Origin of the sequence: Pseudomonas sp. AS2.8, assembly GCF_014190935.1 — a bacterium.
Classification (GTDB): domain Bacteria; phylum Pseudomonadota; class Gammaproteobacteria; order Pseudomonadales; family Pseudomonadaceae; genus Chryseomonas.
This window is the reverse complement of sequence record NZ_JACHVV010000003.1, coordinates 106,827-132,181: the sequence shown is the minus strand read 5'-3', so window position 1 is coordinate 132,181 and position 25,355 is coordinate 106,827. Positions and strand designations below refer to the sequence as shown.

At 65.6% G+C, this 25,355-nt stretch carries 26 protein-coding genes and 1 other RNA gene; 13 read left to right on the top strand and 14 right to left on the bottom strand.

What is annotated here, in order from left to right; all coding sequences use genetic code 11:
* Positions 1–2: 2 nt before the first annotated feature.
* Complete coding sequence (locus tag FHR73_RS13020; protein ID WP_409258686.1) at positions 3–578, top strand: mechanosensitive ion channel domain-containing protein; 576 nt, start codon at positions 3–5, stop codon at positions 576–578.
* A 4-nt stretch (positions 579–582) separates the two neighbouring features.
* Entirely contained in the window at positions 583–1,218 is a 636-nt protein-coding gene (gene rhtB, locus FHR73_RS13015) for a homoserine/homoserine lactone efflux protein (protein ID WP_183631770.1), read from the top strand.
* Between the two features lie 9 nt (positions 1,219–1,227).
* Here rhtB and FHR73_RS13010 read toward each other — a convergent pair whose 3' ends face one another.
* The gene (locus FHR73_RS13010) at positions 1,228–1,992 is read right to left on the bottom strand and encodes an SDR family NAD(P)-dependent oxidoreductase (protein WP_183631768.1); all 765 of its coding nucleotides are present in this window, start codon (positions 1,990–1,992) and stop codon (positions 1,228–1,230) included.
* 100 nt (positions 1,993–2,092) lie between these two features.
* On the opposite strand from FHR73_RS13010, the gene FHR73_RS13005 reads away from it, so the two are divergent.
* A complete protein-coding gene (locus tag FHR73_RS13005) occupies positions 2,093–2,554 on the top strand; it encodes a YaiI/YqxD family protein (protein WP_064307793.1) in 462 nt (153 codons plus the stop codon).
* 14 nt (positions 2,555–2,568) lie between these two features.
* Here the strand turns inward: FHR73_RS13005 and FHR73_RS13000 are convergent, their stop codons facing one another.
* Both FHR73_RS13000 and FHR73_RS12995 read right to left on the bottom strand, forming a co-directional pair.
* Positions 2,569–4,689, bottom strand: a complete 2,121-nt coding sequence (locus FHR73_RS13000) for a bifunctional diguanylate cyclase/phosphodiesterase (protein ID WP_183631765.1) — start codon at positions 4,687–4,689, stop codon at positions 2,569–2,571.
* Between the two features lie 117 nt (positions 4,690–4,806).
* Complete coding sequence (locus FHR73_RS12995) at positions 4,807–5,361, bottom strand: DedA family protein (protein ID WP_183631763.1); 555 nt, start codon at positions 5,359–5,361, stop codon at positions 4,807–4,809.
* A gap of 263 nt (positions 5,362–5,624) precedes the next feature.
* On the opposite strand from FHR73_RS12995, the gene hemB reads away from it, so the two are divergent.
* Positions 5,625–6,647, top strand: a complete 1,023-nt coding sequence (hemB, locus tag FHR73_RS12990; RefSeq protein ID WP_158889772.1) for a porphobilinogen synthase — start codon at positions 5,625–5,627, stop codon at positions 6,645–6,647.
* A gap of 9 nt (positions 6,648–6,656) precedes the next feature.
* A complete protein-coding gene (gene ppk1, locus FHR73_RS12985) occupies positions 6,657–8,879 on the top strand; it encodes a polyphosphate kinase 1 (protein ID WP_183631761.1) in 2,223 nt (740 codons plus the stop codon).
* A 934-nt stretch (positions 8,880–9,813) separates the two neighbouring features.
* Here the strand turns inward: ppk1 and ppx are convergent.
* The 5 genes from ppx to FHR73_RS12960 form a co-directional block, all read right to left on the bottom strand.
* A complete protein-coding gene (ppx, locus tag FHR73_RS12980; RefSeq protein ID WP_183631759.1) occupies positions 9,814–11,313 on the bottom strand; it encodes an exopolyphosphatase in 1,500 nt (499 codons plus the stop codon).
* A gap of 112 nt (positions 11,314–11,425) precedes the next feature.
* Complete coding sequence (locus FHR73_RS12975; RefSeq protein WP_183631757.1) at positions 11,426–12,157, bottom strand: amino acid ABC transporter ATP-binding protein; 732 nt, start codon at positions 12,155–12,157, stop codon at positions 11,426–11,428.
* Positions 12,144–12,794, bottom strand: coding sequence for an amino acid ABC transporter permease (locus FHR73_RS12970; protein ID WP_178118366.1), 651 nt, complete (start codon positions 12,792–12,794; stop codon positions 12,144–12,146). Before FHR73_RS12970 ends, FHR73_RS12975 begins: the two co-directional genes overlap by 14 nt.
* The gene (locus tag FHR73_RS12965; protein ID WP_183631755.1) at positions 12,791–13,456 is read right to left on the bottom strand and encodes an amino acid ABC transporter permease; all 666 of its coding nucleotides are present in this window, start codon (positions 13,454–13,456) and stop codon (positions 12,791–12,793) included. The genes FHR73_RS12970 and FHR73_RS12965 overlap by 4 nt, the downstream gene beginning before the upstream one ends.
* Positions 13,457–13,469: 13 nt before the next feature.
* Positions 13,470–14,252, bottom strand: a complete 783-nt coding sequence (locus FHR73_RS12960) for a transporter substrate-binding domain-containing protein (protein ID WP_183631753.1) — start codon at positions 14,250–14,252, stop codon at positions 13,470–13,472.
* Positions 14,253–14,519: 267 nt separating this feature from the next.
* Here FHR73_RS12960 and FHR73_RS12955 point away from each other — a divergent pair, with 267 nt between their 5' ends.
* From FHR73_RS12955 to FHR73_RS12935, 5 genes are all read left to right on the top strand, one after another.
* Positions 14,520–15,215, top strand: coding sequence for a FadR/GntR family transcriptional regulator (locus FHR73_RS12955; RefSeq protein WP_183631751.1), 696 nt, complete (start codon positions 14,520–14,522; stop codon positions 15,213–15,215).
* Positions 15,216–15,428: 213 nt separating this feature from the next.
* Positions 15,429–15,755: a thioredoxin TrxA gene (gene trxA / locus FHR73_RS12950; RefSeq protein WP_007161345.1), complete on the top strand. Its 327-nt coding sequence runs from the start codon at positions 15,429–15,431 to the stop codon at positions 15,753–15,755.
* 226 nt (positions 15,756–15,981) lie between these two features.
* Positions 15,982–17,244, top strand: coding sequence for a transcription termination factor Rho (rho, locus tag FHR73_RS12945; protein WP_017639418.1), 1,263 nt, complete (start codon positions 15,982–15,984; stop codon positions 17,242–17,244).
* Between the two features lie 118 nt (positions 17,245–17,362).
* Positions 17,363–18,829, top strand: coding sequence for a 4-hydroxy-3-polyprenylbenzoate decarboxylase (ubiD, locus tag FHR73_RS12940; RefSeq protein ID WP_017639419.1), 1,467 nt, complete (start codon positions 17,363–17,365; stop codon positions 18,827–18,829).
* Between the two features lie 11 nt (positions 18,830–18,840).
* Positions 18,841–19,809, top strand: coding sequence for a CDP-6-deoxy-delta-3,4-glucoseen reductase (locus FHR73_RS12935; RefSeq protein WP_183631749.1), 969 nt, complete (start codon positions 18,841–18,843; stop codon positions 19,807–19,809).
* Positions 19,810–20,110: 301 nt separating this feature from the next.
* Here the strand turns inward: FHR73_RS12935 and glpT are convergent, their stop codons facing one another.
* Positions 20,111–21,451, bottom strand: coding sequence for a glycerol-3-phosphate transporter (gene glpT, locus FHR73_RS12930; RefSeq protein WP_183631747.1), 1,341 nt, complete (start codon positions 21,449–21,451; stop codon positions 20,111–20,113).
* A 190-nt stretch (positions 21,452–21,641) separates the two neighbouring features.
* On the opposite strand from glpT, the gene FHR73_RS12925 reads away from it, so the two are divergent.
* Both FHR73_RS12925 and FHR73_RS12920 read left to right on the top strand, forming a co-directional pair.
* Positions 21,642–22,667: a DUF5924 family protein gene (locus tag FHR73_RS12925; protein WP_183631745.1), complete on the top strand. Its 1,026-nt coding sequence runs from the start codon at positions 21,642–21,644 to the stop codon at positions 22,665–22,667.
* A 45-nt stretch (positions 22,668–22,712) separates the two neighbouring features.
* On the top strand, positions 22,713–23,120 hold the full coding sequence (locus tag FHR73_RS12920) for a flagellar basal body-associated protein FliL (RefSeq protein ID WP_183631743.1): 408 nt from the start codon (positions 22,713–22,715) through the stop codon (positions 23,118–23,120).
* Positions 23,121–23,129: 9 nt separating this feature from the next.
* Here FHR73_RS12920 and FHR73_RS12915 read toward each other — a convergent pair whose 3' ends face one another.
* Positions 23,130–23,585 (bottom strand): EVE domain-containing protein, encoded by a 456-nt coding sequence (locus FHR73_RS12915; RefSeq protein ID WP_183631741.1) that lies wholly within the window; start codon positions 23,583–23,585, stop codon positions 23,130–23,132.
* Between the two features lie 182 nt (positions 23,586–23,767).
* On the opposite strand from FHR73_RS12915, the gene FHR73_RS12910 reads away from it, so the two are divergent.
* Positions 23,768–23,935 (top strand): hypothetical protein, encoded by a 168-nt coding sequence (locus FHR73_RS12910; RefSeq protein ID WP_183631734.1) that lies wholly within the window; start codon positions 23,768–23,770, stop codon positions 23,933–23,935.
* Here FHR73_RS12910 and FHR73_RS12905 read toward each other — a convergent pair.
* The 4 genes from FHR73_RS12905 to FHR73_RS12890 all read right to left on the bottom strand — a co-directional run bounded on the left by FHR73_RS12905 (position 23,902) and on the right by FHR73_RS12890 (position 25,318).
* Complete coding sequence (locus FHR73_RS12905) at positions 23,902–24,537, bottom strand: 5-formyltetrahydrofolate cyclo-ligase (protein ID WP_183631732.1); 636 nt, start codon at positions 24,535–24,537, stop codon at positions 23,902–23,904. The two genes, FHR73_RS12910 and FHR73_RS12905, sit on opposite strands and share 34 nt — an antisense overlap.
* Before the next feature lie 9 nt (positions 24,538–24,546).
* A non-coding RNA gene (gene ssrS, locus FHR73_RS12900) (6S RNA) lies at positions 24,547–24,724 on the bottom strand.
* A gap of 58 nt (positions 24,725–24,782) precedes the next feature.
* Complete coding sequence (locus FHR73_RS12895; protein WP_007161335.1) at positions 24,783–25,091, bottom strand: cell division protein ZapA; 309 nt, start codon at positions 25,089–25,091, stop codon at positions 24,783–24,785.
* On the bottom strand, positions 25,088–25,318 hold the full coding sequence (locus tag FHR73_RS12890; protein WP_007161334.1) for a TIGR02449 family protein: 231 nt from the start codon (positions 25,316–25,318) through the stop codon (positions 25,088–25,090). The genes FHR73_RS12895 and FHR73_RS12890 overlap by 4 nt, the downstream gene beginning before the upstream one ends.
* Positions 25,319–25,355: the final 37 nt, after the last annotated feature.

The window sequence follows — 25,355 nt, the reverse complement described above, 5'->3', positions numbered from 1 at the left end:
TGATCGAGTGGCTGCACACCTGGCTGCCGGGGTGGGCGGACTACCTGCTGGTAGCCGGCCAGGTCGCTCTGGTGCTGCTGATCGGCTACGTGCTGCAGCGTATCGTGGCCCGCGCCGTCACCGGCCTGGGCGAACGCTATCCGCTGCCGCCGCAGATCGTCCTCGGGCTGCGCGGCGTCCTGCGCTGGCTGATCATGGGCAGTGCCATCCTCATGGCGCTGGAGCGCTTCGGGGTCTCCGCGGCGGTGCTCTGGACGGCCATTTCCGGTTTCGTCGCAGTGGCCGCGGTGGCCTTCTTCGCCATCTGGAGCGTGCTCTCCAACCTGTTCTGCGCGGTGCTGATCTTTACCGTCGGGCCCTTTCGCCTGGGGGATCGCATCGAGGTGCTGGACGCCTCGGACAAGCCGGGCATCAAGGGCCGGGTGGTGGCCATCAACATGCTCTTCGTGACCCTGCAGGAGTTGGACGACAACCAGGAAGGCGCCCTGGTGCAGATCCCCAATACCCAGTTCTTCCAGAAGTCGGTCCGGCGCTGGCGCGATGCCGACGGCTCCTTCGATTTCCATCTCGACAGGTGAATCCATGAGTCTGCAGGTCTGGACCGGTTTCTTCATTGCCTGCTGGATGATCAGCCTCTCGCCGGGGGCGGGCGCCGTCGCCTCCATGAGCGCGGGCGTCAACCACGGTTTCCGGCGCGGCTACTGGACGGCGCTCGGCCTGCAGCTGGGACTGGCGCTGCAGATCGCCGTGGTCGCCGTGGGCGTCGGCGCCTTGCTGGCGACCTCGCAGCTGGCCTTCACCCTGATCAAATGGTTTGGCGTGGCCTATCTCGCCTACCTGGCCATCCGCCAGTGGCGCGCGGCGCCGCTGGACCTGGGTGAGCAGGTGGTCGGCGAACGTCTGCCGCCGCGGATCGGTGCCCTGGTCATGCGCGGCTTCCTGGTCAACGTGAGCAATCCCAAGGCGCTGATCTTCCTGCTCGCGGTGTTGCCGCAATTCGTCGATCCCCATGCGCCTCTGGCCGCGCAGTATCTGATCATCGGGGTGACCATGGTCACCGTCGACCTGATCGTGATGGCCGGCTACACCGGTCTGGCTGCCCAGGTGCTGACCCTGCTGCGCACGCCCCGGCAGCAGCGCATCACCAACCGGGTGTTCGCCAGCCTGTTCCTCGCCGCCGCCGCACTGCTGTCCACGGTGCGCCGCGCCGCAGTCTGAAGCCGGGCGCTACCAGACCACCGGCTGGCCCTGCCAGTCCCAGAAGCTGCCGGTCTCGGCCGGCACGCGTGCGGCCAGTACCTCCAGCAGACGTTCTGCCGCATAGGCAGGAGTGAACAGCTTGTCGGCCGGTACCCGGGCCTGGAAGGGCCGGGACAGCGCGGTGTCGGTGGTGCCGGGGTGCAGGGCCAGCACGCAACTCTGGGGATTGAGCCGGGCGAGTTCGATGCTGGCACAGCGCAAGCCCTGGTTGAGCGCGGCCTTGGCCATCCGGTAGCCGTACCAGCCGCCCAGCTGGTTGTCGCCGATGGAGCCGACCCGCGCCGAGAGCGCGGCGATCTGACAGGGGTGCTGGCCCTTGAGCAGCGGTGTCAGCTGGCGGATCAGCAGCAGCGGCAGCACGGCATTGGCCAGATAGCTTTCCACCAGCCCCGCCTGGTCCACCTGCGCCAGACTCTTCTCGGCGCGCGCCCGCGAGCCCAGCAGCAGCCCCGAGGCGCACAGCAGCAGGTCCAGGCGGGGCGTCTCGTCAGCCAGGCGGGCCGCCAGGTCGGGCTCGGCCAGCGGATCGACGTCGAGGCAGCGCAGACGCGGGCCATGGCGGCGCGCCAGTGCGGCCAGACCGGCATGCCCCTCGGCCTGACGGGCCCCGGCCCAGACCCGCGCGACGTCGTCGCGGGCCAGCAGCCGTTCGCACAGGGCCAGACCGAGGCCGCCAGTGGCGCCATACACCAGGACCTGGGCGGGTTGCTCCAGGCGTTGCCAGAAGGTCATGGGAGACTCCCGTCAGCTCGCTATCCCTGTCGGACCGCACCGCTGCGCTGGGGTGCGCCGCGGCGGCGCGGTATCCTGGGCTTTTGCCGGAGAAATCCCCGTGATCCTGTGGATCGATGCCGATGCCTGTCCGCGCGCCGCCAAGGAGCTGGTCTGCAAGTTCGCCCTCAAGCGCAAGCTGGAGGTGGTGCTGGTGGCCGGCCAGCCGCAGATCAAGCCGCCCTTCGCCTGTGTGCGTCTGGTGGTGGTGCCCAGTGGCCCCGATGCCGCCGACGACCATCTGGTCGAGCAGGCGCAGCCCGGTGACCTGGTGATCTGCAGCGACATTCCCCTGGCCGACCGGCTGGTGAAGAAGGGCGTGGTCGCCCTCGATCCGCGTGGCCAGGAATTCGACGAGCGCAACATGGGCCAGCGCCTGGCCATGCGCAATCTGATGACCGACCTGCGCGACCAGGGCCAGATGGGCGGAGGCCAGGCCGGCTACGGCGAGCGTGATCGCCAGGCCTTCGCCAATGCCCTGGATCGGCTGATCACCCGTCTCCAGCGCAGCGCCGCTGGCTAGGAACGAGGCGTCGGCTAGGCCGGGACGGCGGCGAGGGCGGGTTGCTGCAGCCAGGTGCGCAGTTGCGGCAACGGCATGGGCCGGCCGAACAGATAGCCCTGCATAAAGTTGCAGCCGTTGGCCTGCAAGAACTGGCGCTGCTCGCTGGTTTCCACCCCTTCGGCGACCACGTTGAGGCCCAGCTTGTGCGCCATGGCGATGATCGCCGCGGCGATGGCCATGTCGTTGCTCTGCTTGGGAATGGTGCGGACGAAGGCGCGATCGACCTTGAGCGAATCCACCGGCAGTCGGCTCAGATAGGCCAGCGACGAATAGCCGCTGCCGAAGTCGTCGATGGACACCCGCACGCCCAGGGTGCGGATCTCGCCGAGCACCTCGACGGCCACGTTGAGGCTGTGCATCAGGGCGTTCTCGGTCACCTCGAGGATCAGCGCCGACGCCGGCAGGTCCTCGGCCTGCAGGGCCCGGGCGATGGATTGGGGCAGCAGACGATCGCTCAGATTCAGGGCCGAGCAATTCACCGAAACGCGCAGCTCCGCATGACCCTCGCGGTGCAGTTGGGCGAGATCGGCGCAGGCCTGGCGCATGACCCAGCCATCCAGGTCGGCGATCAGTCCGGTTTCCTCGGCGACGCGGACGAAGCGTTCGGGGCTCAGCGGGCCCAGCACCGGATGCTGCCAGCGCACCAGCGCTTCCAGGGCCACCGGCGCACCGCAGGGATCGACGATGGGCTGATAGGCGACGTGCAGGCCGCCCTGGGCCAGGGCCTGGCGCAGGTCCATCTCCAGGCTGAGCAGGTCGTCGGCGTCGCGCTGGAGATCGGTGGTGAATCTCTGGCTGCGATTGCGTCCGCTGCGCTTGCAGTGGCCGACCGCCAGGCCCGCACTGCGCAGCAACTGGCCGGCATTGGCGCCGTCCTGGGGATAGTGGGCGATGCCCAGGCTGAAGGTCATGGCGATGCGCTGTCCGGCCAGCTCGAAGGGCGGGCGCAACTGTTCCAGCAGGCGCATGGCCAGGGGCTGGCTGTCGCCGCGCTGGCCGAGCGGCAGCAACAGGCTGAATTCGTCGCCGGCATAGCGGGCCAGTGGCAGGTCGTTGTCGAGCACCGCGCGGATCCGCTGCGCCATCTGGATCAGCAATTCATCGCCGAGGGCGTGGCCGAGGCTGTCATTGATGCGCTTGAAGTGATCGATGTCCAGCATCAGCAGGGCGAACTGCTCACCGGTGCGCGCCTGGCCGATGGCCCGGTCGACGGTCTGGATGAAGCTGCCGCCGTTGAGCAGGTGGGTGAGGGGATCGTGCAGGGTGATCTGATCGAGGGTGGTCGAGACCCGCTCCAGCCGCAGGCGCTGGGCATGGAAGCGTTCGCCGGCCCAGGCGGCGAGCAGGCCGACCATGATGATGAACAGGGTGCCAAGGGCGATGCCCATGCCCAGCTCAAGGTGCTGATTCACCTCCACCAGGCCGTCGGGTTCGAAGCCGATGGGCACGGCGAGGGTCAGCGCGGCCATGCCGGTGAAGTGCATGGAAACGATGGCGAAGCCCAGCACCAGGCTGCCCAGCAGGCGCAGCCAGAGGGTCCTGAGGCCAGTCCTGCCGCGCAGGCGGAAGGCCAGCAGCAGGGCACCCAGGGACGCCAGGCTGGCGATCACCACCGAGATCACCACCAGCAGCGGATCATAGAGCTGCACGGCGACCGACTGCATCGCCAGCATGCCGGTGTAGTGCATGGTCGCGATGCCCAGGCCGGCGGCCAGGGCCGCGAGCCCGTATTGCGGTGCGGTCAGGGATTCGCGCCCGATCAGGTGCATGACCGTATAGGACACGGCGATGGCGATCAGCAGCGAGGCCAGGGTCTGCAGGGGCGCATAGTGCACATGGATGCCGATCTTGAACGACAGCATGGCCAGGAAGTGCATCGACCAGATGCCGCCGCCCAGGGCGATGGCGCCGATCAGCTTGGCCAGCTCGCTGCCGCGACGGGAGCGACTGTTGGTCACCCAGTCGGCCATGGCCAGGGCGGTGTAGCCTGCGGCGCTGGCGATCAGGTACGCCAGGACCACGAGCAGGCTTTCGTACTCGTTGGCAGCCAGGATCTGATGGCCGGGGGGCAGCAAGGTGGAGAAGTTCAGCATGCTCAAGCGCCAGCGTGCATGGAGAGGTCGGGAGAGGGTGATGCTCAGGGCATCGGCAGCGGCAGCCGCGCCTTTAATCCGTTCGATGGACGTAGCGGGTAACGGGCTGTCCGGCCGTCAGGCCTTGGGCGTCCGGCTGCGTCGCCACAGCCAGAGCAGCAGGCCGAGTACCACCAGACCACCCAGCACCATCAGTTCGTACCGCTTGAGATTGCCCAGCACCCCTTCGAGGACGGCGCCGAAATGATAGGCGGCATAGCCCAGCACCGTGGCCCAGACGATGGCGCCGATGCCGTTGAGGATCAGATAGCGCGCCGGCGGATAGCCCGACAGGCCGATCGCCACCGGCATCACCGTGCGCAGGCCGTAGACGAAGCGAAAGCTCAGCACCCAGAGATCCGGGTGACGCCGGATGTGCGCCAGCGCCTTCTCGCCCGCGGCTTCCCACTTGGGTTTGCGCGCCAGCAGCTTGCGCCCGTGGCGCCGGCCGAGGAAATACCAGAGCTGATCGCCGGCATAGCTGCCGCAGAAGGCGACCAGGATGACGGTCTGGATGTTCATGTAGTCGCGAAAGGCAAGAAAGCCGGCCAGCACCAGAATGGTTTCGCCCTCGAAAAAGGTGCCGAGAAAAAGGGCGAAATAGCCGAAATCGTGGAGGAATTGTTGGAGCATTCGGCGCTACACGAGGTGGATGGAGATGGCGCAGCCTACCCCGGTTGGCGTCTGGAAAGAAAGTGTGACGGACTTCCGTCCGCCGGGCGCCAGACGGTCAGGCAGGGATTTCGCTGCGACCCTGTGTCACGCCGGGTCCAGCCGGCGTCTGCCTTGGATAGGACCTATAGGCACACCATATTGTCATCTGCTGTTACCAATCGGTCATGATTGTGGCCTATAACCCATCACACTGACCCGTGATCCGGGTCTGGGAGTCGATCGTGAGTTTTACCCCCATCAACCGTAGCTACCCTGCCACTCGCATGCGCCGTCAGCGCCGCGACGAGTTTTCCCGTCGCCTGATGCGCGAGCATGTGCTGACGGTGGATGACCTGATCCTGCCGGTATTCGTGCTCGATGGCGAAGGCCGCCGCGAGGCCATTCCCTCGATGCCCGGCGTCGAGCGGCTGTCCATCGACCTGCTGCTGGAAGAGGCCGCCGAACTGGTGGCGCTGGGGATTCCCGCGGTCGCGCTGTTCCCGGTCACGCCCACCGAGCGCAAGTCGCTGGACGGCGCCGAGGCCTACAACCCCGACGGCATCGCCCAGCGCGCCACCCGGGCCCTGCGCGAGCATTTCCCCGAACTGGGGGTGATCACCGACGTGGCCCTGGATCCCTTCACCACCCACGGCCAGGACGGCATCCTCGACGAGCGCGGCTACGTGCTCAACGACATCTCGGTCGAGGTGCTGGTCAAGCAGGCGCTGTCCCACGCCGCCGCCGGGGCCCAGGTGATCGCGCCGTCGGACATGATGGACGGTCGCATCGGTGCCATCCGCGCCGCCCTGGAAGACGCCGGCTATCACAACGTGCAGATCATGGCCTACTCGGCCAAGTACGCCAGCGCCTACTATGGGCCGTTCCGCGATGCCGTCGGCTCGGCCGCCAATCTGGGCAAGGGCAACAAGGCCACCTACCAGATGGATCCGGGCAACAGCGACGAGGCCTTGCACGAGATCGCCGGCGACCTGGCCGAGGGCGCCGACTCGGTGATGGTCAAGCCGGGCATGCCCTACCTGGACATCGTCCGCCGGGTCCGCGAGGAATTCCGCGTGCCGACCTTCGTGTACCAAGTGAGTGGCGAGTACGCCATGCACATGGCCGCGATCCAGAATGGCTGGCTGTCCGACGCCGTGATCCTCGAATCGCTCTTGGCCTTCAAGCGTGCCGGGGCCAACGGCATCCTCACCTATTTCGCCAAACGCGCCGCCCAACAACTTCGCCAGGGGCCTTCGCGTTCCTAAGGAGCTTCAATGAGTAGCCAGGGTTTCGTCGAAACCGATCTGCAACAGCCCGTCACCGCCGAGTCCCTGGAGACTGCGGAAGAGACGCTGGCGCTGGACGCCGAAGTACCGGCGCCCGTCGCCGAGGTGCCCGCCGCGCCCAGCGCGCCGGCAGCCAACGTGGACGACAGCAGCCTCTACATCCACCGCGAGCTGTCGCAGCTGCAGTTCAACATCCGGGTGCTGGAGCAGGCCCTCGACGAATCCTATCCGCTGCTCGAGCGCCTCAAGTTCCTGCTGATCTTTTCCAGCAACCTGGACGAATTCTTCGAGATCCGCGTGGCGGGCTTGAAGAAGCAGATCGCCTTCGCCCGCGAGCAGGCCGGGGCCGATGGCCTGCTGCCGCACCAGGCACTGGCGCGCATCAGCGACATCGTCCACGGCCAGGTGGACCGGCAGTACGCCATCCTCAACGATGTCCTCTTGCCGGCCCTGGCCGAGCAGCGGATCCGCTTCATCCGCCGGCGTTACTGGGACGTCAAGATCAAGGCCTGGGTGCGCAAGTTCTTCCGCGACGAGATCGCGCCCATTATCACCCCCATCGGCCTGGACCCGACCCATCCCTTCCCGCTGCTGGTGAACAAGAGTCTCAACTTCATCGTCGAGCTGGAGGGCATGGACGCCTTTGGTCGCGACTCGGGTCTGGCCATCATCCCGGCGCCACGCCTGCTGCCGCGGATCATCCGGGTGCCGGAGGAGGTCGCGGGCCCCGGAGACAACTACGTCTTCCTGTCCTCGATGATCCACGCCCACGCCGACGATCTCTTTCCCGGCATGAAGGTCAAGGGCTGCTTCCAGTTTCGCCTGACCCGCAACGCCGATCTCTCGGTGGACACCGAGGATGTCGAAGACCTGGCGCGTGCCCTGCGCGGCGAGCTGTTCTCCCGTCGCTACGGTGATGCGGTGCGGGTCGAGGTGGTGGACATCTGCCCGAAACACCTCACCGACTACCTGCTCAAGCAGTTCAATCTGGGCGAGAGCGAGCTGTACAAGGTCAACGGCCCGGTCAACCTGACCCGGTTGTTCTCCATCACCGGGCTGGACAGCCATCCGGAGCTGCAGAGCGCGCCCTTCACGCCGACCATTCCCAAGCTGCTGCAGAAGAAGGACAACCTCTTCAACGTGCTGGGCAAGCTCGACGTGCTGCTGCTGCACCCCTTCGAGTCCTTCACCCCGGTGATCGACCTGATGCGCCAGGCCGCCAAGGACCCCAACGTCCTGGCGATCAAGCAGACGCTGTACCGCAGCGGCGCCAACTCCGAGATCGTCGACGCCCTGGTGGATGCGGCACGCAGCGGCAAGGAGGTGACCGCGGTCATCGAATTGCGCGCGCGCTTCGACGAGGAGTCCAACCTGCAACTGGCCAGCCGCCTGCAGCAGGCCGGCGCCGTGGTCATCTATGGCGTGGTGGGCTTCAAGACCCACGCCAAGATGATGCTGATCCTGCGCCGGGAGAACGGCGAGCTGCGCCGCTATGCCCACCTGGGCACCGGCAACTACCACGCCGGCAACGCCAAGCTGTATACCGACTACAGCCTGCTGACCGCCGACGTGGCCCTGACCGAGGACGTGCACAAGCTGTTCAACCAGCTGATCGGCATGGGCAAGACCCTGCGCATGAAGAAGCTGCTGCACGCGCCCTTCACCCTGAAAAAGAACCTGCTGGAGATGATCAACCGCGAAGCGGTGGCGGCCAGCGAGGGACGGCCGGCGCAGATCATGGCCAAGGTCAATGGCCTCACTGATCCCAAGGTCATCCGCGCGCTCTACAAGGCCAGCCAGGCCGGGGTGAAGATCGACCTGGTGGTGCGCGGCATGTGCTGCCTGCGCCCCGGTGTCCCGGGCGTGTCCCACAACATCCAGGTGCGCTCCATCATCGGCCGCTTCCTGGAGCACAGCCGCATCTACTACTTCCTCAACGGTGGTGACGAGAAGCTCTATCTCTCCAGCGCCGACTGGATGGAGCGCAACCTCGACATGCGCGTCGAGACCTGCTTCCCGGTGGAAGGCAAGAAGCTCATCACCCGGGTCAAGAAGGAGCTGGAAGGCTACCTCACCGACAACACCCAGGCCTGGGTGCTGCAGGAAGACGGCAGCTACATCCGGCAATCGCCGACCGGCAACCAGAATGCCCGTAGCGTGCAGGCGACGCTGCTGGAGCGGTTGGCCAGTCCGGTGGTGAATACGCGCTGAAGGACTTGGGCCCATGCCGCCATGTGCCCTGGCGGCTTCGTAGTTTCGTAGGTTGGGTTGAGCGGTAGCGAAGCCCAATGCTGCGGAGTTTCAACTGTGCGCTTTGGGTGTATGGGTGCCCTAGTTGATTATCGTGTTCTGCTGATAGATCTTGTTTCGCCTGGTCAGCGACTCACTTTTCTTTGTTTGCGCAAAGAAAAGTAAGCAAAAGAAAGCGCGCCCCAACGTTTCGGCCCTCCGCTACGCTCCGGGTGATTCGCTTCGCTCACCCTTCGGGCCAGCCTGTGGCTGTTACTGCGCTTCGCTACGTCTCCCTCGCTCCGGCGCCGCTTTGGGGGCACGGCACGAAGGGGCCTCCTGCCCCTCGCGCCTTGCTCGGCGTCCTGCCTCGCATCCCCCTCTGCGGTACCTACACTCGGCCTCACTAACGGGGACGGGGCGCAAGCCTGAGGCTTGGGTGTTCACAGGATCTGTAGCGTGGAAAACCGCATAGCGTTTTCCACTGGTGGGCACCGACGCCATCAGTGGACAAGGCTGCGCCGTTGTCCACGCTACGGGTTACGGGCTCTTCAACCAACACTTTCAGGCTGGCGAATCGCCCCGTTCAGCAGGGCGAACGCCAGTGTCGTGGAGTGGGTCGAGCCGCATGGATGCGGCGAGAGGTCCAGTGGGCCATGGACGGCCCATCTGGACCGAGCCCGGAACGGCGCTGGCGTGGGCGGACCCGCAGCGCAGCGAAGGGCCGGATGGTCGGGGCAAGCGTTTTTGCTTACTTTTTTCCGGGGCGCGCAGCCGCGTTTGAAAAAAGTGAGTCGCCCGGGTTGGGCGAAACAAGAGCTATCAGCAGAACACGATAATCAGCTGGTGCCGTGAAAGGCCAAAACCCAGGGCGTTGGGCTTCGCTCCCGCTCAACCCAACCTCCGAAAAATCACCTCAGCGTACGCTCAACCGATACCCCACCCGCTCCAGCCACTGGGCCTCCTGCTCGAAATCCGCCTGGGTCAGGGGATTCTCCGCCAGCCAGCCATCGGGGAATTGCACGTCCAGGCTGCGCTCGCCGGCGCTGAGCTGGACGTCCGGAATGCTCTTGTGGCGGATGTGGTGGAAAAGGATGGCGTAGCGCAACAGCAGGGTCAGGCGCAGCAGCGGCTCGCCTTCCGGGCCCAGCTCCTGCAGGCGCTCCACCGGGATGTTGCGGCGATGGCCGCGCACCAGCAGGGCCAGGGCCTGCTGATCGCGGCGGGAGAAGCCGGGCAGGTCCGAGTGCTCGATCAGGTAGGCGCCGTGCTTGTGGTACTGGTAGTGGGCGATGTCCAGGCCGACGCCGTGCAGGCGCGCCGCCCAGCGCAGCAATTCGGCATGATTCTCGTCGGTCAGGGCCCAGGCCTCGGCGACCTGTGCCAGGGACTTCAGGGCGCGCTTTTCCACCCGCTCGGCATGGCGCTGGTCGACGTGGTAGCGCTCGGCCAGGGCGTTGAGGGTGCGTTCGCGGACGTCCTCGTGGCTGTGCCGGCCGATCATGTCGTAGAGCACCCCTTCGCGCAGGGCGCCTTCGGAGAGGTGCATCTCCTGCAGTTCCAGGGCCTTGAACAGGGCTTCGAGGATGGCCAGGCCGCCCGGCAGGATGGCGCGTCGATCCGGCTTCACGCCGTCGATGTTGAGCAGGTTGATGTCACCCTGCTTGAGCAGCTTGCGCTTGAGCCACTCGATGCCATCCGGGGTGATCTCGCCATTGCCGCGGCCGGCGGCCTGGATCGCCAGGGCCACCGCGCGGATGGTGCCGGAGGCGCCGAGGGCCTGGTGCCAGCCCATCTCGCGAAGGCCCTGGTCGATGTTCATCAGCTCCAGGCGGGCGGCGGTATAGGCGCGGGCGTACTGGGCGGCGGTGATCTTGCCGTCGGCGAAGAATCTCTTGGTGAAGCTGACGCAGCCCATCTGCAGACTCTCGCGCTGCAGGGTCTCGAAGCGCTGGCCGATGATGAATTCGGTGCTGCCACCGCCGATGTCGGTCACCAGGCGGCGTCCGGGTACATCGGGCATGGAGTGGGACACGCCCAGATAGATGAGGCGGGCCTCTTCGCGACCGGAGATGACCTCGACCGCATGGCCGAGCACGGCTTCGGCGCGCTGGATGAATTCGCCGCGGTTGCGTGCTTCGCGCAGGGCGTTGGTGCCCACCACCCGCACGGCGCCGCGCGGCATGCCGGCGATCAGCTGGGCGAAGCGGCGCAGGCAGTCGAGGCCGCGCTGGATGGCCTCTTCGCTGAGCAGGCGCGACTCGTCCAGGCCGGCGGCCAGCTGGATCTTTTCGCCCAGCCGCTCAAGGATGCGGATCTCCCCATGGGAATGGCGCGCCCGGACGATGTGAAAGCTGTTCGAGCCCAGGTCGATGGCGGCGATCAGTTCGTGGGGTTCGGCTGGCGAAGGCTGCATCTGGAGGCTCTCGGCGATAAACCGCGCCATCGTGCCAGCTAGCCGGTGACGGCTTCAAGCGCACAGCGGTTACGGTTGCGCAAAGTGGCAGAAAAAATAGGGTTTTTCCGCCTCAGGAAGCCACCTGACCGATGAACTGGGCCAGTTCCGGCGTCTGCGGACGGGCGAACAGCTCCTGGGGATGACCGCTTTCGTGGACCTTGCCCTGGTGCATGAACACCAGCTTGTCGCCGACCTCGCGGGCGAATCTCATCTCGTGGGTGACCATGATCAGCGTCATGCCCTCGCGGGCCAGCTGCTTGACCACCGCCAGCACCTCGTTGACCAGTTCCGGATCCAGCGCCGAGGTGATCTCGTCGCACAGCAGCACCTTGGGGGACATGGCCAGGGCGCGGGCGATGGCTACCCGCTGCTGCTGACCGCCGGAAAGGCGGTCCGGGTAACTGTCGAATTTCTCCGCCAGGCCGACCCGGTCGAGCATCTGCCGCGCCAGGGCGCGGGCCTCGTCCTTGCTGGTCTTCTTGACCACCTGGGGCGCCAGCATCACGTTCTCGCCCACGGTCAGGTGCGGAAAGAGGTTGAACTGCTGGAAGACCATGCCGACCTTCTGCCGCAGCGATCGGAGATTGACCCGCGCGGCGTCCAGGTATTCGCCATCCACCTCGATGACGCCGTCGTTGATGGATTCCAGGCCGTTCAGGGTGCGCAGCAGGGTGCTTTTGCCCGAACCGCTCTTGCCGATGATGGCCACCACCTGGCCTTCCTCGACGGTCAGGTCGATGCCCTTGAGCACATGGTGGTTGCCATAGTGTTTGTGCAGGGCGGTCACTCTAAGCAGCGGCATGCAGTCTCCTTTCCAGCCAGCGCGCGGCCAGCGACAGCGGATAACAGAGGATGAAATAGCCCAGGGCGGCGAGGCCGTAGACGGTGAAGGGCTGAAAGGTGGCATTGGCGAGCATGCCGCCGATCTTGGTCAGCTCGGTGAAACCGATGATGGAGGTCACCGCGGTGCCCTTGACCACCTGCACCGAGAAGCCGACGGTGGGCGCCACGGCGATGCGCAGGGCCTGCGGCAGGATCACGTGGCGCAACTGCTCGAAGCGGGTCAGCGCCAGGCTTTCCGAGGCTTCCCACTGACCATGGGGAATGGCTTCGACGCAGCCGCGCCAGATCTCGGCGAGATAGGCGCTGGTGAACAGCGTCAGGGCCAGGCCGGCGGCCAGCCAGGCGGGGACTTCCAGACCCAGCAGCGACAGCCCGAAGAAGGTCAGGAACAGCTGCATCAGCAGCGGGGTACCCTGGAACAGCTCGATGTAGCCGCGCGCCAGCAGGCGTAGCGGCCGGAGCGTCGAGTTGCGCGCCAGCAGGACCAGTGCGCTGGCCAGGCCGCCGAAGAGGAAGGCCGCCAGGGACAGCACCAGGGTCAGGCCCAGGCCACTGGCCAGGCTGCGCAGGATGTCGGCGAGAGTGAAGTCCATCAACGCCTCCTGACGATGAAGAAGACGCCCAGCCAATGCAGCGCCTGACGCACGCCTATGGCCATGAGCAGATAGATGAGGGTGGTCAGCAGATAGGTTTCGAAGGCGCGGAAGTTGCGCGACTGGATGAAGTTGGCGGCAAAGGTCAGCTCCTCGGTGGAAATCTGCGAGCACACCGCCGAGCCCAGCATCACGATCACCAGCTGGCTCGACAGTGCCGGCCAGACCTTGGCCAGGGCCGGCCGCAGGATCACGTAGCGCAGGGTTTCGAAGCGGGTCATGGCCAGGGCCGCCGCCGCTTCCAGCTGGCCGCGCGGTATCGCCTGGATGCCGGCGCGGATGATCTCGGTGGAGTAGGCGCCGAGGTTGATGACCATGGCCAGCACCGCCGCCTGGCCGGCTTCGATCCGCACCCCGATGGAGGGCAGGCCGAAGAAGATGAAGAACAGCTGGATCAGGAAGGGCGTGTTGCGGATCAGCTCGACGTAGAGCCCGAAGGCCTGGGCGAAGGGTTTCAGGCGCCAGGCGCGGCAGGTGGCGCCGACGATGCCGATGAGGATGCCGAAGAAGCCACCGATCATCGTCAGCTCAAGGGTGTAGAGCGCTCCCTTTAGCAGCAGGTCGCTCTGCGCGAGCACGGGCTGGAAGTCGAACTGATACGCCATGGCGCGTCGATCCTCAGAGAGCGGCCGGCAGGGGATCACCCAGCCATTTTTCGGAGTTCTTGCTCAGGCTGCCGTCGGCGCGGGCCGCATCGAGAATGGCGTCGACCTTGGCCTTGAGCGCCGGCTCGTTCTTGTTGATGCCCACGTACACTGGCGAGTCCTTGAGCTTGACCTTGAGCACCGGTTCCTTGGCCGGGTTGCGGGCGCCGATCACCTTCATCACCACGCTGCCGCTGGCGATCAGCTCGGACTGCCCGGCCAGGTAGGCGGCGATGGTGGAGTTGTTGTCCTCGAAGCGCTTGATCACGCTGTCCTTCGGCGCCACGTCGGTGAGCGCCAGGTCTTCGATGGAGCCGCGCGTGACCGAGATCACCTTGCCGGCCAGCTGCTCGGGTGTGCTGATGGCGGCATCCTTGGGACCGAAGACGCCGAGGTAGAAGGGCGCATAGGGCTTGCTGAAGTCGATGACCTTTTCCCGGTCGGGATTCTTGCCCAGGCTGGAGATGACCAGGTCGACCTTGCCGGTGGTCAGGAAGGGAATGCGGTTGGTGCTGTTGACCGGGGTGACTTCCAGCTTCACGTTCAGCTTGTCCGCCATCAGTTGCGCGGTGTCGATATCCAGGCCGCGCGGCTTGAGATCCGGACCGATCGAGCCGAAGGGCGGGAAGTCCTGCGGAACGGCGACCCTCAGCACGTCGCGCTGCTGGATATCGGCCAGTTGATCGGCCTGGGCGGAGGTGTGCAGGGCGGTCAGGCCCAGGGCGAGCAGGGAGAGGGCGGTCCAGCGCTTGAGCATGACGAAACTCCGGAAGCAGGATGGGATGGCTCTGCCCAGTGCATTTCATGTGCCAGCCGCCTGCCAGAGGGGCGCAAGGGCCGTCAGGCCTGAAGATTGGTCTTACTGGTCTGAACAGTTGCGCGGCGCACCCATCCGCGCTGGCGCTTGCCGTGAGCCGCTTTGGTGCGCGGCTATCGCAGCGTGCTCCGCCTTGGGGCCGCACTTGAAGTCCCCGGGAATAGGGCATAAAAGGCAAGCTTCCGGACTGACTGGCCTGACCACGCCATGCCCCTCGCTGCCACCCGCGCCGTACCCCAATATGCCGTCGACGCCATTCGCCGACTGATCGAGACCGAAGGCTATGCCCCCGGCGCGGCCTTGCCCGCCCAGCGCGAGCTGGCCGAGCGGCTGGGGGTGAGTCGTGCCTCCCTGCGCGAGGCACTGTCCACCCTGAGTGCCCTGGGCCTGGTCAGCGTCCAGCCCGGGCGCGGCGTCTATGTGCAGGAGGCGACGGGGATGGTGGACGGACACTGGCCCTTCGCCGACGAGGTGACGGCCGCCCATGTCTTCCAGCTGAGATTCGCCCTGGAAGGCTTCGCCGCCGGGCTGGCCGCCGTCACCCTGGGGCCCGCCGACCTGGATCGCCTGGAGGTCAATCTGGCCGCGCTGCACCGGGCGCTGCGCGCCAACGAGCTGGAAGAGGCGGCCGTGCTGGACTTCGACTTCCATCGCCAGCTGCTGCTGGCCGCGGACAACCCGGCCATGCTGGCGGTGATCACCAGCAGCCCCGAACGCTTCCACGAAAGCCAGAAGCTGCCCTTCGTGCGCCCCGAGCGGGCCCTGGAAACCTGGCAGGAACACCGGCGCATCCTCAGGGCCCTGAGCCGCCGTTCGCCCGCGGCGGCGCAAAAGGCCATGCGCGAACATATCCGCAATGCGGCGCTGCGCAGTGGAACCCCCTTTACGGTTCCTGCTGTCTAACCCGCGAGCCACGATTGGCAGAACGGTGATCGACCAGGGTTGCAAAGGCATGAATCTGCTTTCCCAGCCCTGGTCGCCCGTTCGCCTGATCGTGAACCGCGTCTGCCATCAATACCGGTCATAGCCACCATCAATGTTCGAATGCTTTCGAAGTGACGGCGGCAGGGCTATCATGGCCGTACTTCAAGTCGCACCCGAATTCGGAGAGAGTCAATGAGCGAATACATCACCAACGTCAGCGACGCCAGCTTCGAGCAGGAAGTGCTGAAGTCCGACAGCCCCGTGCTGGTCGACTACTGGGCCGAATGGTGCGGTCCGTGCAAGATGATTGCGCCGGTCCTGGACGAGATCGCCAAGGACTACCAGGGCAAGCTCAAGGTCTGCAAACTCAACATCGACGAAAACCAGGACACCCCGCCGAAGTACGGCGTGCGTGGCATCCCGACCCTGATGCTGTTCAAGAACGGCGCGGTCGAGGCCACCAAGGTCGGCGCCCTGTCCAAGTCGCAACTGGCCGCCTTCCTCGACGCCAACGTCTGAGGCAGCCAGTCGAAAGCCCCGCCGTGCGGGGCTTTTTTATGCCTGGACGGCTGGACGAGTACCCATGCAGGTGCTAGATTCCAGCCACGACCCCATCAGCGGGCCGTCTTCTCATCTGCTGTAGCCGTCAGTTCTCCTCTTCAGAACGCATCCCGCGAAGCTAATCTCGCATCCGGCCGCTCAGCTCGAATCCCTCCTTCGCCTCTTCTCACGTCAACATACGTCTATGAATCTGACCGAACTCAAGCAAAAGCCCATCACGGAACTGTTGGAAATGGCGGATGCCGCGGGCTTGGAAAACATGGCCCGGTCCCGCAAGCAGGACATCATCTTTGCGCTGCTCAAGAAGCACGCCAAGGGTGGCGACGAGATTTCCGGGGATGGCGTGCTGGAGATCCTGCAGGACGGCTTCGGCTTCCTGCGTAGCGCCGACTCCTCCTACCTGGCCGGTCCCGACGACATCTATGTCTCTCCCAGCCAGATCCGCCGCTTCAACCTGCGTACCGGCGACACCATCATCGGCAAGATTCGTCCGCCGAAAGAGGGCGAGCGCTACTTCGCGCTGCTCAAGGTCGACACCATCAACTTCGACCGTCCGGAAAACGCCAAGAACAAGGTGCTGTTCGAGAACCTCACACCCCTGTTCCCCAACAAGCGCCTGACCATGGAAGCCGGCAACGGCTCCACCGAAGACCTCACCGGTCGGGTCATCGACCTCTGTGCCCCCATCGGCAAGGGTCAGCGCGGGCTGATCGTCGCGCCGCCCAAGGCCGGCAAGACCATCATGCTGCAGAACATCGCGGCCAACATCACCCGCAACAATCCCGAGTGCTACCTCATCGTGCTGCTCATCGACGAGCGTCCCGAGGAAGTGACCGAGATGCAGCGCACCGTGCGCGGTGAAGTGGTGGCCTCCACCTTCGACGAGCCGCCGACCCGCCACGTGCAGGTCGCCGACATGGTGATCGAGAAGGCCAAGCGCCTGGTCGAGCACAAGAAGGACGTGGTCATCCTGCTGGATTCCATCACCCGTCTGGCCCGGGCCTTCAACACCGTGATCCCCAGCTCCGGCAAGGTGCTCACCGGTGGTGTCGACGCCCATGCCCTGGAGAAGCCCAAGCGCTTCTTCGGCGCCGCGCGTAACATCGAGGAAGGCGGCAGCCTGACCATCATCGCTACCGCGCTGGTGGAAACCGGCTCGAAGATGGATGAGGTGATCTACGAGGAATTCAAGGGCACCGGCAACATGGAGCTGCCCCTGGAGCGTCGGATCGCCGAGAAGCGCGTCTTCCCGGCCATCAACATCAACAAGTCCGGCACCCGCCGCGAAGAGTTGCTCACCGACGAGGAAGAGCTGTCGCGCATGTGGATCCTGCGCAAGATCCTGCATCCGATGGACGAGATCGCCGGCATCGAATTCCTCCTCGACAAGTTGCGTCAGACCAAGACCAACAACGAGTTCTTCGATTCGATGAAGCGCAGCAAGTAAGGCGCAGTCACAGCCAAAGGCCGGGAAATCCCGGCCTTTGGCGTTTCTGGGCCAGTGCTTTCTCGATGCGCGACTCAGGCGGTAGACTGCCAGACTTTCCCCAGCGCCAAGAGGCCGCATGCAATACCGAGATCTGCGTGACTTCATCCGCAGCCTGGAGCAGCGTGGTGAACTGAAGCGCGTGACCGCCCCGGTCTCGCCGATCCTCGAGATGACCGAAATCTGCGACCGGACCCTGCGCAAGCAGGGCCCGGCGCTGCTGTTCGAGAATCCCGTGGGCTTCTCCATGCCCGTGCTGGGCAACCTGTTCGGCACGCCCCAGCGCGTGGCCCTGGGCATGGGCGCCGAGGACGTCGGCGCCCTGCGCGAGATCGGCAAGCTGCTGGCCTTTCTCAAGGAGCCCGAGCCGCCCAAGGGCCTCAAGGACGCCTGGTCGAAGCTGCCGATCTACAAGAAGGTCATCAGCATGGCGCCCAAGGTGCTCAAGGATGCGCCTTGCCAGGAGGTGATCGAGGAGGGCGAGGCGGTCGACCTGGGCAAGTTGCCGATCCAGCACTGCTGGCCGGGCGACGTGGCGCCGCTGATCACCTGGGGCCTGACGGTCACCCGCGGACCAAACAAGGAACGCCAGAACCTCGGTATCTATCGCCAGCAGGTCATCGGCCGCAACAAGCTGATCATGCGCTGGCTGAGTCACAGGGGCGGTGCCCTGGACTTCCGCGAGTGGTGCCAGAAGCATCCCGGGCAGCCCTATCCGGTGGCCGTGGCCCTGGGCGCCGATCCGGCCACCATCCTCGGCGCGGTCACCCCGGTACCCGACACCCTGTCCGAATACGCCTTCGCCGGCCTGTTGCGCGGCAGTCGCAGCGAACTGATCAAGTGCGTGGGCAATGACCTGCAGGTGCCGGCCAGTGCCGAGATCGTGCTGGAAGGGGTCATCCATCCGGGCGAAACCGCGCCGGAAGGGCCCTATGGCGATCACACCGGCTACTACAACGAGGTCGATACCTTCCCGGTCTTTACCGTGGAGCGCATCACCCGGCGCCGCGATCCCATCTATCACAGCACCTACACCGGGCGTCCGCCGGACGAGCCGGCCATCCTTGGCGTCGCGCTCAACGAAGTCTTCGTGCCCATCCTGCAAAAGCAGTTTCCGGAAATCGTCGACTTCTACCTACCGCCGGAAGGCTGCTCCTACCGCATGGCGGTGGTGACCATCAAGAAGCAGTACCCCGGCCACGCCAAGCGGGTGATGCTGGGTGTGTGGTCGTTCCTGCGGCAGTTCATGTACACCAAGTTCGTGATCGTCACCGACGACGACATCAATGCCCGTGACTGGAACGACGTCATCTGGGCGGTCACCACGCGCATGGATCCCAAGCGCGACACCGTGATGATCGACAACACCCCCATCGACTACCTGGACTTCGCCTCGCCGATCTCCGGCCTGGGCTCGAAGATGGGCCTGGATGCCACCCACAAGTGGCCGGGTGAAACCACCCGCGAGTGGGGGCGGGCGATCGTCAAGGACGAAGCGGTGGTCAAACGGGTGGACGAGATGTGGTCCAGTCTCGGGATCGACTAACGGAGACGACGATGAAGGTCACCCTGCAGCCCTCGGGTGCGGTACTGGAAACCCAGCCCGGCGAAGCCATCCTGGCCGCCGCGCAGCGCCTCGGCTACAGCGGGCCGCACAGCTGCCGCAACGGCAATTGCCAGCTCTGCGCCGCGCTGCTGGTGGAGGGCCAGGTCAGCCAGCACGGCCAGAGCGTCGATCATGGCGAGATCTATGTCTGCGTGGCGGTGCCCCTGAGCGATTGCCTGCTGCAGTGGGACGGCGTCCTGGCGCCCGGCGAGTTGCCGGTGCGCCAACTGGCCTGTCAGGTGGTGGCGCTGGACGATGTGGGTGGCGATGTCCGCCGGGTGCGCCTGCGTGCTCCGGCCGGGCGGCCGCCACGCTATCACGCCGGTCAGTACCTGCTGATCCAGCGCGACGACGGCAAGCAGTCGGCCTTTTCCCTGGCCTCGGCGCCCCATCAGGGGCGTGAACTGGAATTGCACGTGCTGGCTCGCGAGGCCAGCAGCCAGGCGCTGCTGGCGCAACTGGAAGGCAAGGGCATGGCCCAGGTCGAGCTGCCCTATGGCGACGCCCACCTGGCCGAATTGCCCGACGGTCCCCTGGTACTGATCGCCGCCGGGACCGGCATGGCGCAGATGCACAGCCTGATCGAGGATGCCCGCACCCGGGGCTTCGCCCAGCCGGTGCACCTTTACTGGGGGGTACGGACGCCGGACGACTTCTATGCCATCGAGGCCTGGGACGCCTGGGCGGAGTTGCCCAATCTCACCCTGAACCGGGTGGTGAGCGATGCCTGCGGCTGGGATGGGCGCTGTGGTCTGCTGCACGAGGTGGTGCGCGCGGATTTCGCCGACCTGAGCGGCCTGCACGTCTATGCCAGCGGCTCGCCAGCGATGGTCTATGCCACCCTGGATGCCCTGGTGGACGCAGGCATGGATGCGCACCAGATGCGCGCCGACGTCTTCGCCTACGCGCCGCGGAGCTGAGCCTGTCGCGGCGATGGCGGACCGCCGAGGTGCCGCCGTAGGTTGGGTTGAGCGCAGCGAAGCCCAACAGGTCTTGCCCTGGGCACCGACCACGTTGGGCTTCGACGATGAGGCCGTCTCAGCCCAACCTACGAGGCCGCATGTCTATGCCCCCGGCTCGCCAGCGATAGCGGACCGCCGAGGTGCCGCCGTGGGTTGGGTTGAGCGCAGCGAAGCCCAACAGGTCTTGCTCTGGGCACCGACCACGTTGGACTTCGACGATGAGGCCGTCTCAGCCCAACCTACGAGGCCGCCGCCAGGCTCAGCGCGCCGACTTGGCCACCATGCCGGTGTGTCTTAGGGTCATCGCCAGGAAGACGATGGCCAGGACGCAAGAGCCGATCAGCAGCATGAAGCCGCCATCCCAGCCGAAGTGGTCCACGGTGTAGCCGACCAGGGCGTTGGCCGCGACCGAGCCACCCAGGTAGCCGAACAGCCCGGTGAAGCCCGCGGCGGTGCCGGCGGCCTTCTTGGGGACCAGTTCCAGCGCCTGCAGGCCGATCAGCATCACCGGCCCGTAGATCAGGAAGCCGATGGATACCAGGGCCGCCAGGTCGATGCCGGGATTGCCTTCCGGGTTGAGCCAGTAGACCAGGGTGGCGACCAGCACGCCGAGCATGAACACCACGCCGGTGGCGCCGCGGTTGCCGCGGAACAGCTTGTCCGAGAGCCAGCCGCAGAGCAGGGTGCCGGGGATGCCGGCCCATTCGTAGAAGAAGTAGGCCCAGGAGGTCTTGTCCACCGAGAAGTGCTTGGCTTCCTTGAGGTAGGTGGGCGCCCAGTCCAGCACGCCATAGCGCAGCAGATAGACGAAGACGTTGGCAAAGGCGATGTACCAGAGCAGGCGATTCTTCAGCACGTACTCGACGAAGATCTCCTTGGTGGAGAATTCGCGTTCGTGACCTTCGCTGTAGCCCTCGGGGAAGTCCTGTTTCCAGTGTTCCACCGACGGCAGGCCGCAGGACTGCGGGGTGTCGCGCATGGCGATGAAGGCGAAGGCCGCCACTGCCAGGGCCACCACGGCCGGGACATAGAAGGCGGCGTGCCAGTCGTTGAACCAGGCCAGGCCGAGCAGGAACAGCGGGCCGATCAGGCCGCCGCCGACGTTGTGGGCGACGTTCCAGACCGAGACCACCCCGCCACGCTCCTTCTGCGACCACCAGTGCACCATGGTGCGACCGCTGGGCGGCCAGCCCATGCCTTGGAACCAGCCGTTGAGGAACAGCAGGACGAACATGATGCTGACACTGGAGGTGGCCCAGGGCGCGAATCCGAACAGCAACATCACCAGCGCCGACATCACCAGCCCGAAGGGCAGGAAGTAGCGCGGATTGGAGCGGTCCGAGACCAGCCCCATGAGGAACTTGGACAGGCCGTAGGCGATGGCCACCGCGGACAGCGCCACCCCCAGTTCACCCCGGCTGTAGCCTTGCTCCACCAGGTAGGGCATGGCCAGCGAGAAGTTCTTGCGCAGCAGATAGTAGCCGGCGTAGCCGATGAAGATCCCGGCAAAGATCTGCCAGCGGAGACGGCGGTAGACGGGGTCGATGCGATCGGCGGGCAGCGGCGTGCGATGGGCCGCAGGGGCGAAGATTCCAAGCATGGGAGCCTCGGTATTGTTATAGGTATTAATCGAAAGCGAACATTCCAGGTTCGTTTTCGAATATTACAATGATATTACAGCGGGTCCAGGCTTTTCCGCCCTGTGGCAACGGCAGCCCGGATTCCCTCTTGATCTACGGGGGTTGCGCGCCTAGGGTGGCGCGTCTTTGCCGTTGTTTTCGCGAGTCATCATGCCTGCCTGGAAAGTCCTGTCCTCCCGCGCCCTGAACCTGGCCACTGCCCTGTTCGAACGCTATCCGCGACTGATCGCCCTGGCCGGCTTCATTTCGGGGATCTGCAGTTTCCTGCTGGTGGACCGGCAGAAGGGCTTCGCCCCGGTGATGGCCGTGGTCATGCTGGCGAGTTGGGTCTGGCTGATGCTGGAAAACGTGCTGCGGGGCTGGATCAGCCGGCGCTTCGGCTGGGAATTGCCGCCGCCGCTGCTGCGCTACGCCACCCAGCTGATCCACCAGGAAAGCCTGTTCTTCTGCCTGCCGTTCTTTGCCATCACCACGGCCTGGAACAGTGGCCAGGCGCTGTTCACCGGGCTGCTCGGCGCAGCCGCCTTGGTCTCCATCATCGATCCGCTCTACTACAAGGCCCTGGCGCCGCGGCGCTGGGTGTTCCTCAGCTACCACACCCTGACGCTGTTCGCGGTGCTGCTCACCGCCCTGCCGATCATCCTGCACCTGACCACCACCCAGAGCTACGAACTGGCCCTGGGCGTCGCCGTGCTGCTGTCCTTTCCCAGTCTGGCGGTGGCCTTCCGGGTACGCCTGGGCTGGCGCTGGCTGGGGCTGCTGGGTCTGTGCCTGGCCATCGGCGCCTTCGGCTGGCTGGGTCGCGCCTGGGTGCCGCCGGCCACCCTGTGGCTGACCGACATGGGCATGAGCACCAACTTCGACAGCCTCAAGCGCCAGCCCGGCGATGCGGTGAAGAGCCTGAGCATCGCCCAGCTGCGCGCCCAGGGACTCTATGCCTTCACCGCCATCAATGCGCCGCGCGGCCTCAACGAGCGCATCTACCATGTCTGGCGCCATGCGGGTCAGGAGGTGGATCGGATTCCGCTGGATATCAGCGGCGGTCGCGAGGCCGGTTATCGCGCCTGGACCCACAAGCAGAACTTCCCCGGCGACGTAACCGGCCGTTGGCAGGTGCAAGTGGTGACGGACGTCGGCCAGGTGATCGGAACCCTCAGGTTCGAGGTGACCCCTTGAATCCTGCTGGCTATGCTGCAGCCATTCACTTCTAGAGGATTCGCCGTGAAAGCCGTCGCTGCCGTTTTGCTGTCCTTCTGCCTGGCCTTCAATGCCTGGGCGAACGAAGAGAAGAAGGAAGGGGAGGCGCCCAAGACCGAGTTCTACAACCTGACCCCGGCGCTGGTCGGCAACTATGGCAGCGGCCCCAAGCTCAAGTACTACAAGGCCGACATCGCCCTGATGATGACCGGCAAGGAAGCCAAGGATAAGGTCGAGTTCCACGAGCCGCTGATTCGCAATCAGCTGGTGATGCTCTTCGCCCAGCAGACCGACGAGACCCTGGCCGGTGTCGAAGCACGCGAGAAGCTGCGCCAGGAGGCCCTCAAGCAGGTGCAGAGCGTCCTGACCCAGGAGGAGGGCAAGCCGCTGGTGGAAGACCTGCTGTTCAACAACCTGATCATCCAGCCCTGAGGCCAGTGCTCAGCCGCGCGCCGCGGCGACGATCGCCGCCCATTCCGCCGGGCTGACCGGCATCACCGAGAGGCGGTTGCCCTTGCGCAGCAGGGCGAACTCGGCGAGCGCCGGCACCTGGCGCAGACGCGGCAGGGTCAGCACCCGCGGAAAGGCTTCGACGAAGGCCACCTGGCGCGCCGTCCAAGGATTGTCTGCGGCACTCGCCTTGGGCGCATGGTAGGGGCTTTCGGGGTCCAGGGCGGTGGGATCCGCGAAGGCCTCGCCGACGATGCGGCCAATGCCGGCGATGCCTGGTTCGGCGCAACTCGAATGATGAAAGAAGAACAGCTCGTCGGGTGCCATGGCGCGCAGGAAGTTGCGCGCCTGGTAATTGCGTACCCCGTCCCAGCGCGCCTGGCCCAGGCGTTCCAGGTCGGTGAGCGAGAATTCATCGGGCTCGGATTTCAACAGCCAGCAGGCCACGGTTCGTCTCCTGACGAATGGAGGCTCGGGAGCTTCCAGGAAAGGGTCTGGTCGATTGCAAGGGGCGACCGCTTGTCGCAGAATGCCGCCCATTCCGGATGTAGTCTGATCGTACGCGCTGAGCATAACAGGGCGACGTCCTGTCCTGCCCAAAGGTGCCAGCAAGGGGGTGGCCCAGCTCGATGAAACGCAAACCTGATCTGTTGTGGGTGCTGGTCCTGATCTTTACCCTGGGCGTGGTCACCACCGGGTACACCCAGAGTTTCTGGGAGCAGCGCCAGAGCCAGCAGCAGTACGCCCGCTATGCCAGCGACCCTCAGCCGCCGCGGGAAGTCTCTCCCATCCGTTGAGCGTACCAGTCGCCATCGCTCACCACGGCCGCCATGGGCACGTCCCAGGCCGCCAGTGCCAGTCGTTCCACCTTCTGACATTCATGAGCGCAGCCGATCAGCTGCGGACTGTGCCATTGCCGCCGGCGCGCCAGGTAGGCCAGGTTGCGGTCATAGAAGCCCTTGCCCATGCCCAGGCGTCCGCCCTGGGGATCGAAGCCCACCAGCGGCATCAGGATCAGATTCAGCGCCCAGGTCGGCCGACCCAGGCGCCGATCCGGGCGCGGCTCGGCGATGCCGAAGCGGTTGCGCACCCAGGATTCGCCACGACCGACGCGCTGAAAGATCATCGCCGTCCGCGGCCAGCGCGAGAGCACCGGCAGGTAGGTGGCCTTGCCGCGACGCTGGGCTTCTGCGAGCAGCGGACGCGGATCGATCTCGCCGTCGCTGGGCAGATAGAAGGCGATATGCCGGGCACGGCGAAAAAGCGGATGCTGGGCGAGTTGCCGATAGAGTTGGCGGGCGGCCTGGCGTTGCTGGACGGGGGTGAGGGCGCGACGTCGCTGGCGAAGGAGCTTGCGCAGCGCGGGCCTGCTGAGATCGGGAGAAGGCGGGGTGGTCATGGAAAAAATGAGCTCTCCGGAATGCCGCTGCCGGTGTAGCCCTTGAACCCTTGGTTCAAGGTGGGAGAAGTCGTAGACCTTTAGGCTTTCCGCCGTAGCGGACATGCACACCAGTCTGACGAGCAACCCCCGGGGTGTTGCTTATCGGCTCGGGGACATGACCGACTGGCGCACACACCAGAGAGTGACCTCCAGTATACGCCCCTGAGCCGGGATGCAAACCCCCACCTATCTCCACTCGGCTGTCAGGCGGTGGTGTCGTGTTCGGTGATCAGCGCCCGGTCGACGCGATCCAGCAGGTCGCGGACCCGCTCGCGGGTGCTGCTGACTTCCAGGCTGACGTCGTCCTGGCGGTGCAGCAGTTCGTGGGTGATGTTGAGGGCGGCCATCACGGCCACGCGGTCGGCGCCGATGACCTTGCCGCTGCCGCGGATCTCGCGCATCTTGCCGTCCAGGTAGCGAGCGGTGCTCTCCAGGTTGGCGCGCTCGTCAGCCGGGCAGCTGATGCGATATTCCTTTTCCAGTATCTGGACGGTCACGGTCTCGATGCTCATGAGTCCTGCTCCAAGGCTTTCAGGCGTAAAATCATCGCTTCGACCTTCGATCTGGCCAATTCGTTCTTCTCGATCAACTCGGCGCGCTCCTGGCGCCAGTTGCGCTCGCCCTGGCGCAGTTGTCGATTCTGCCGCTGCAATTCCTCAAGACGCAGGAGCAGGCGCTCCACACGGTCACCGAGGGCTTCCAGATCGGCGTCGAGGGGCGTGTCGCGAGACTCGCGCATGAGGGCTACAGCTCCAGAAGGGTGCAACGAGATTGGC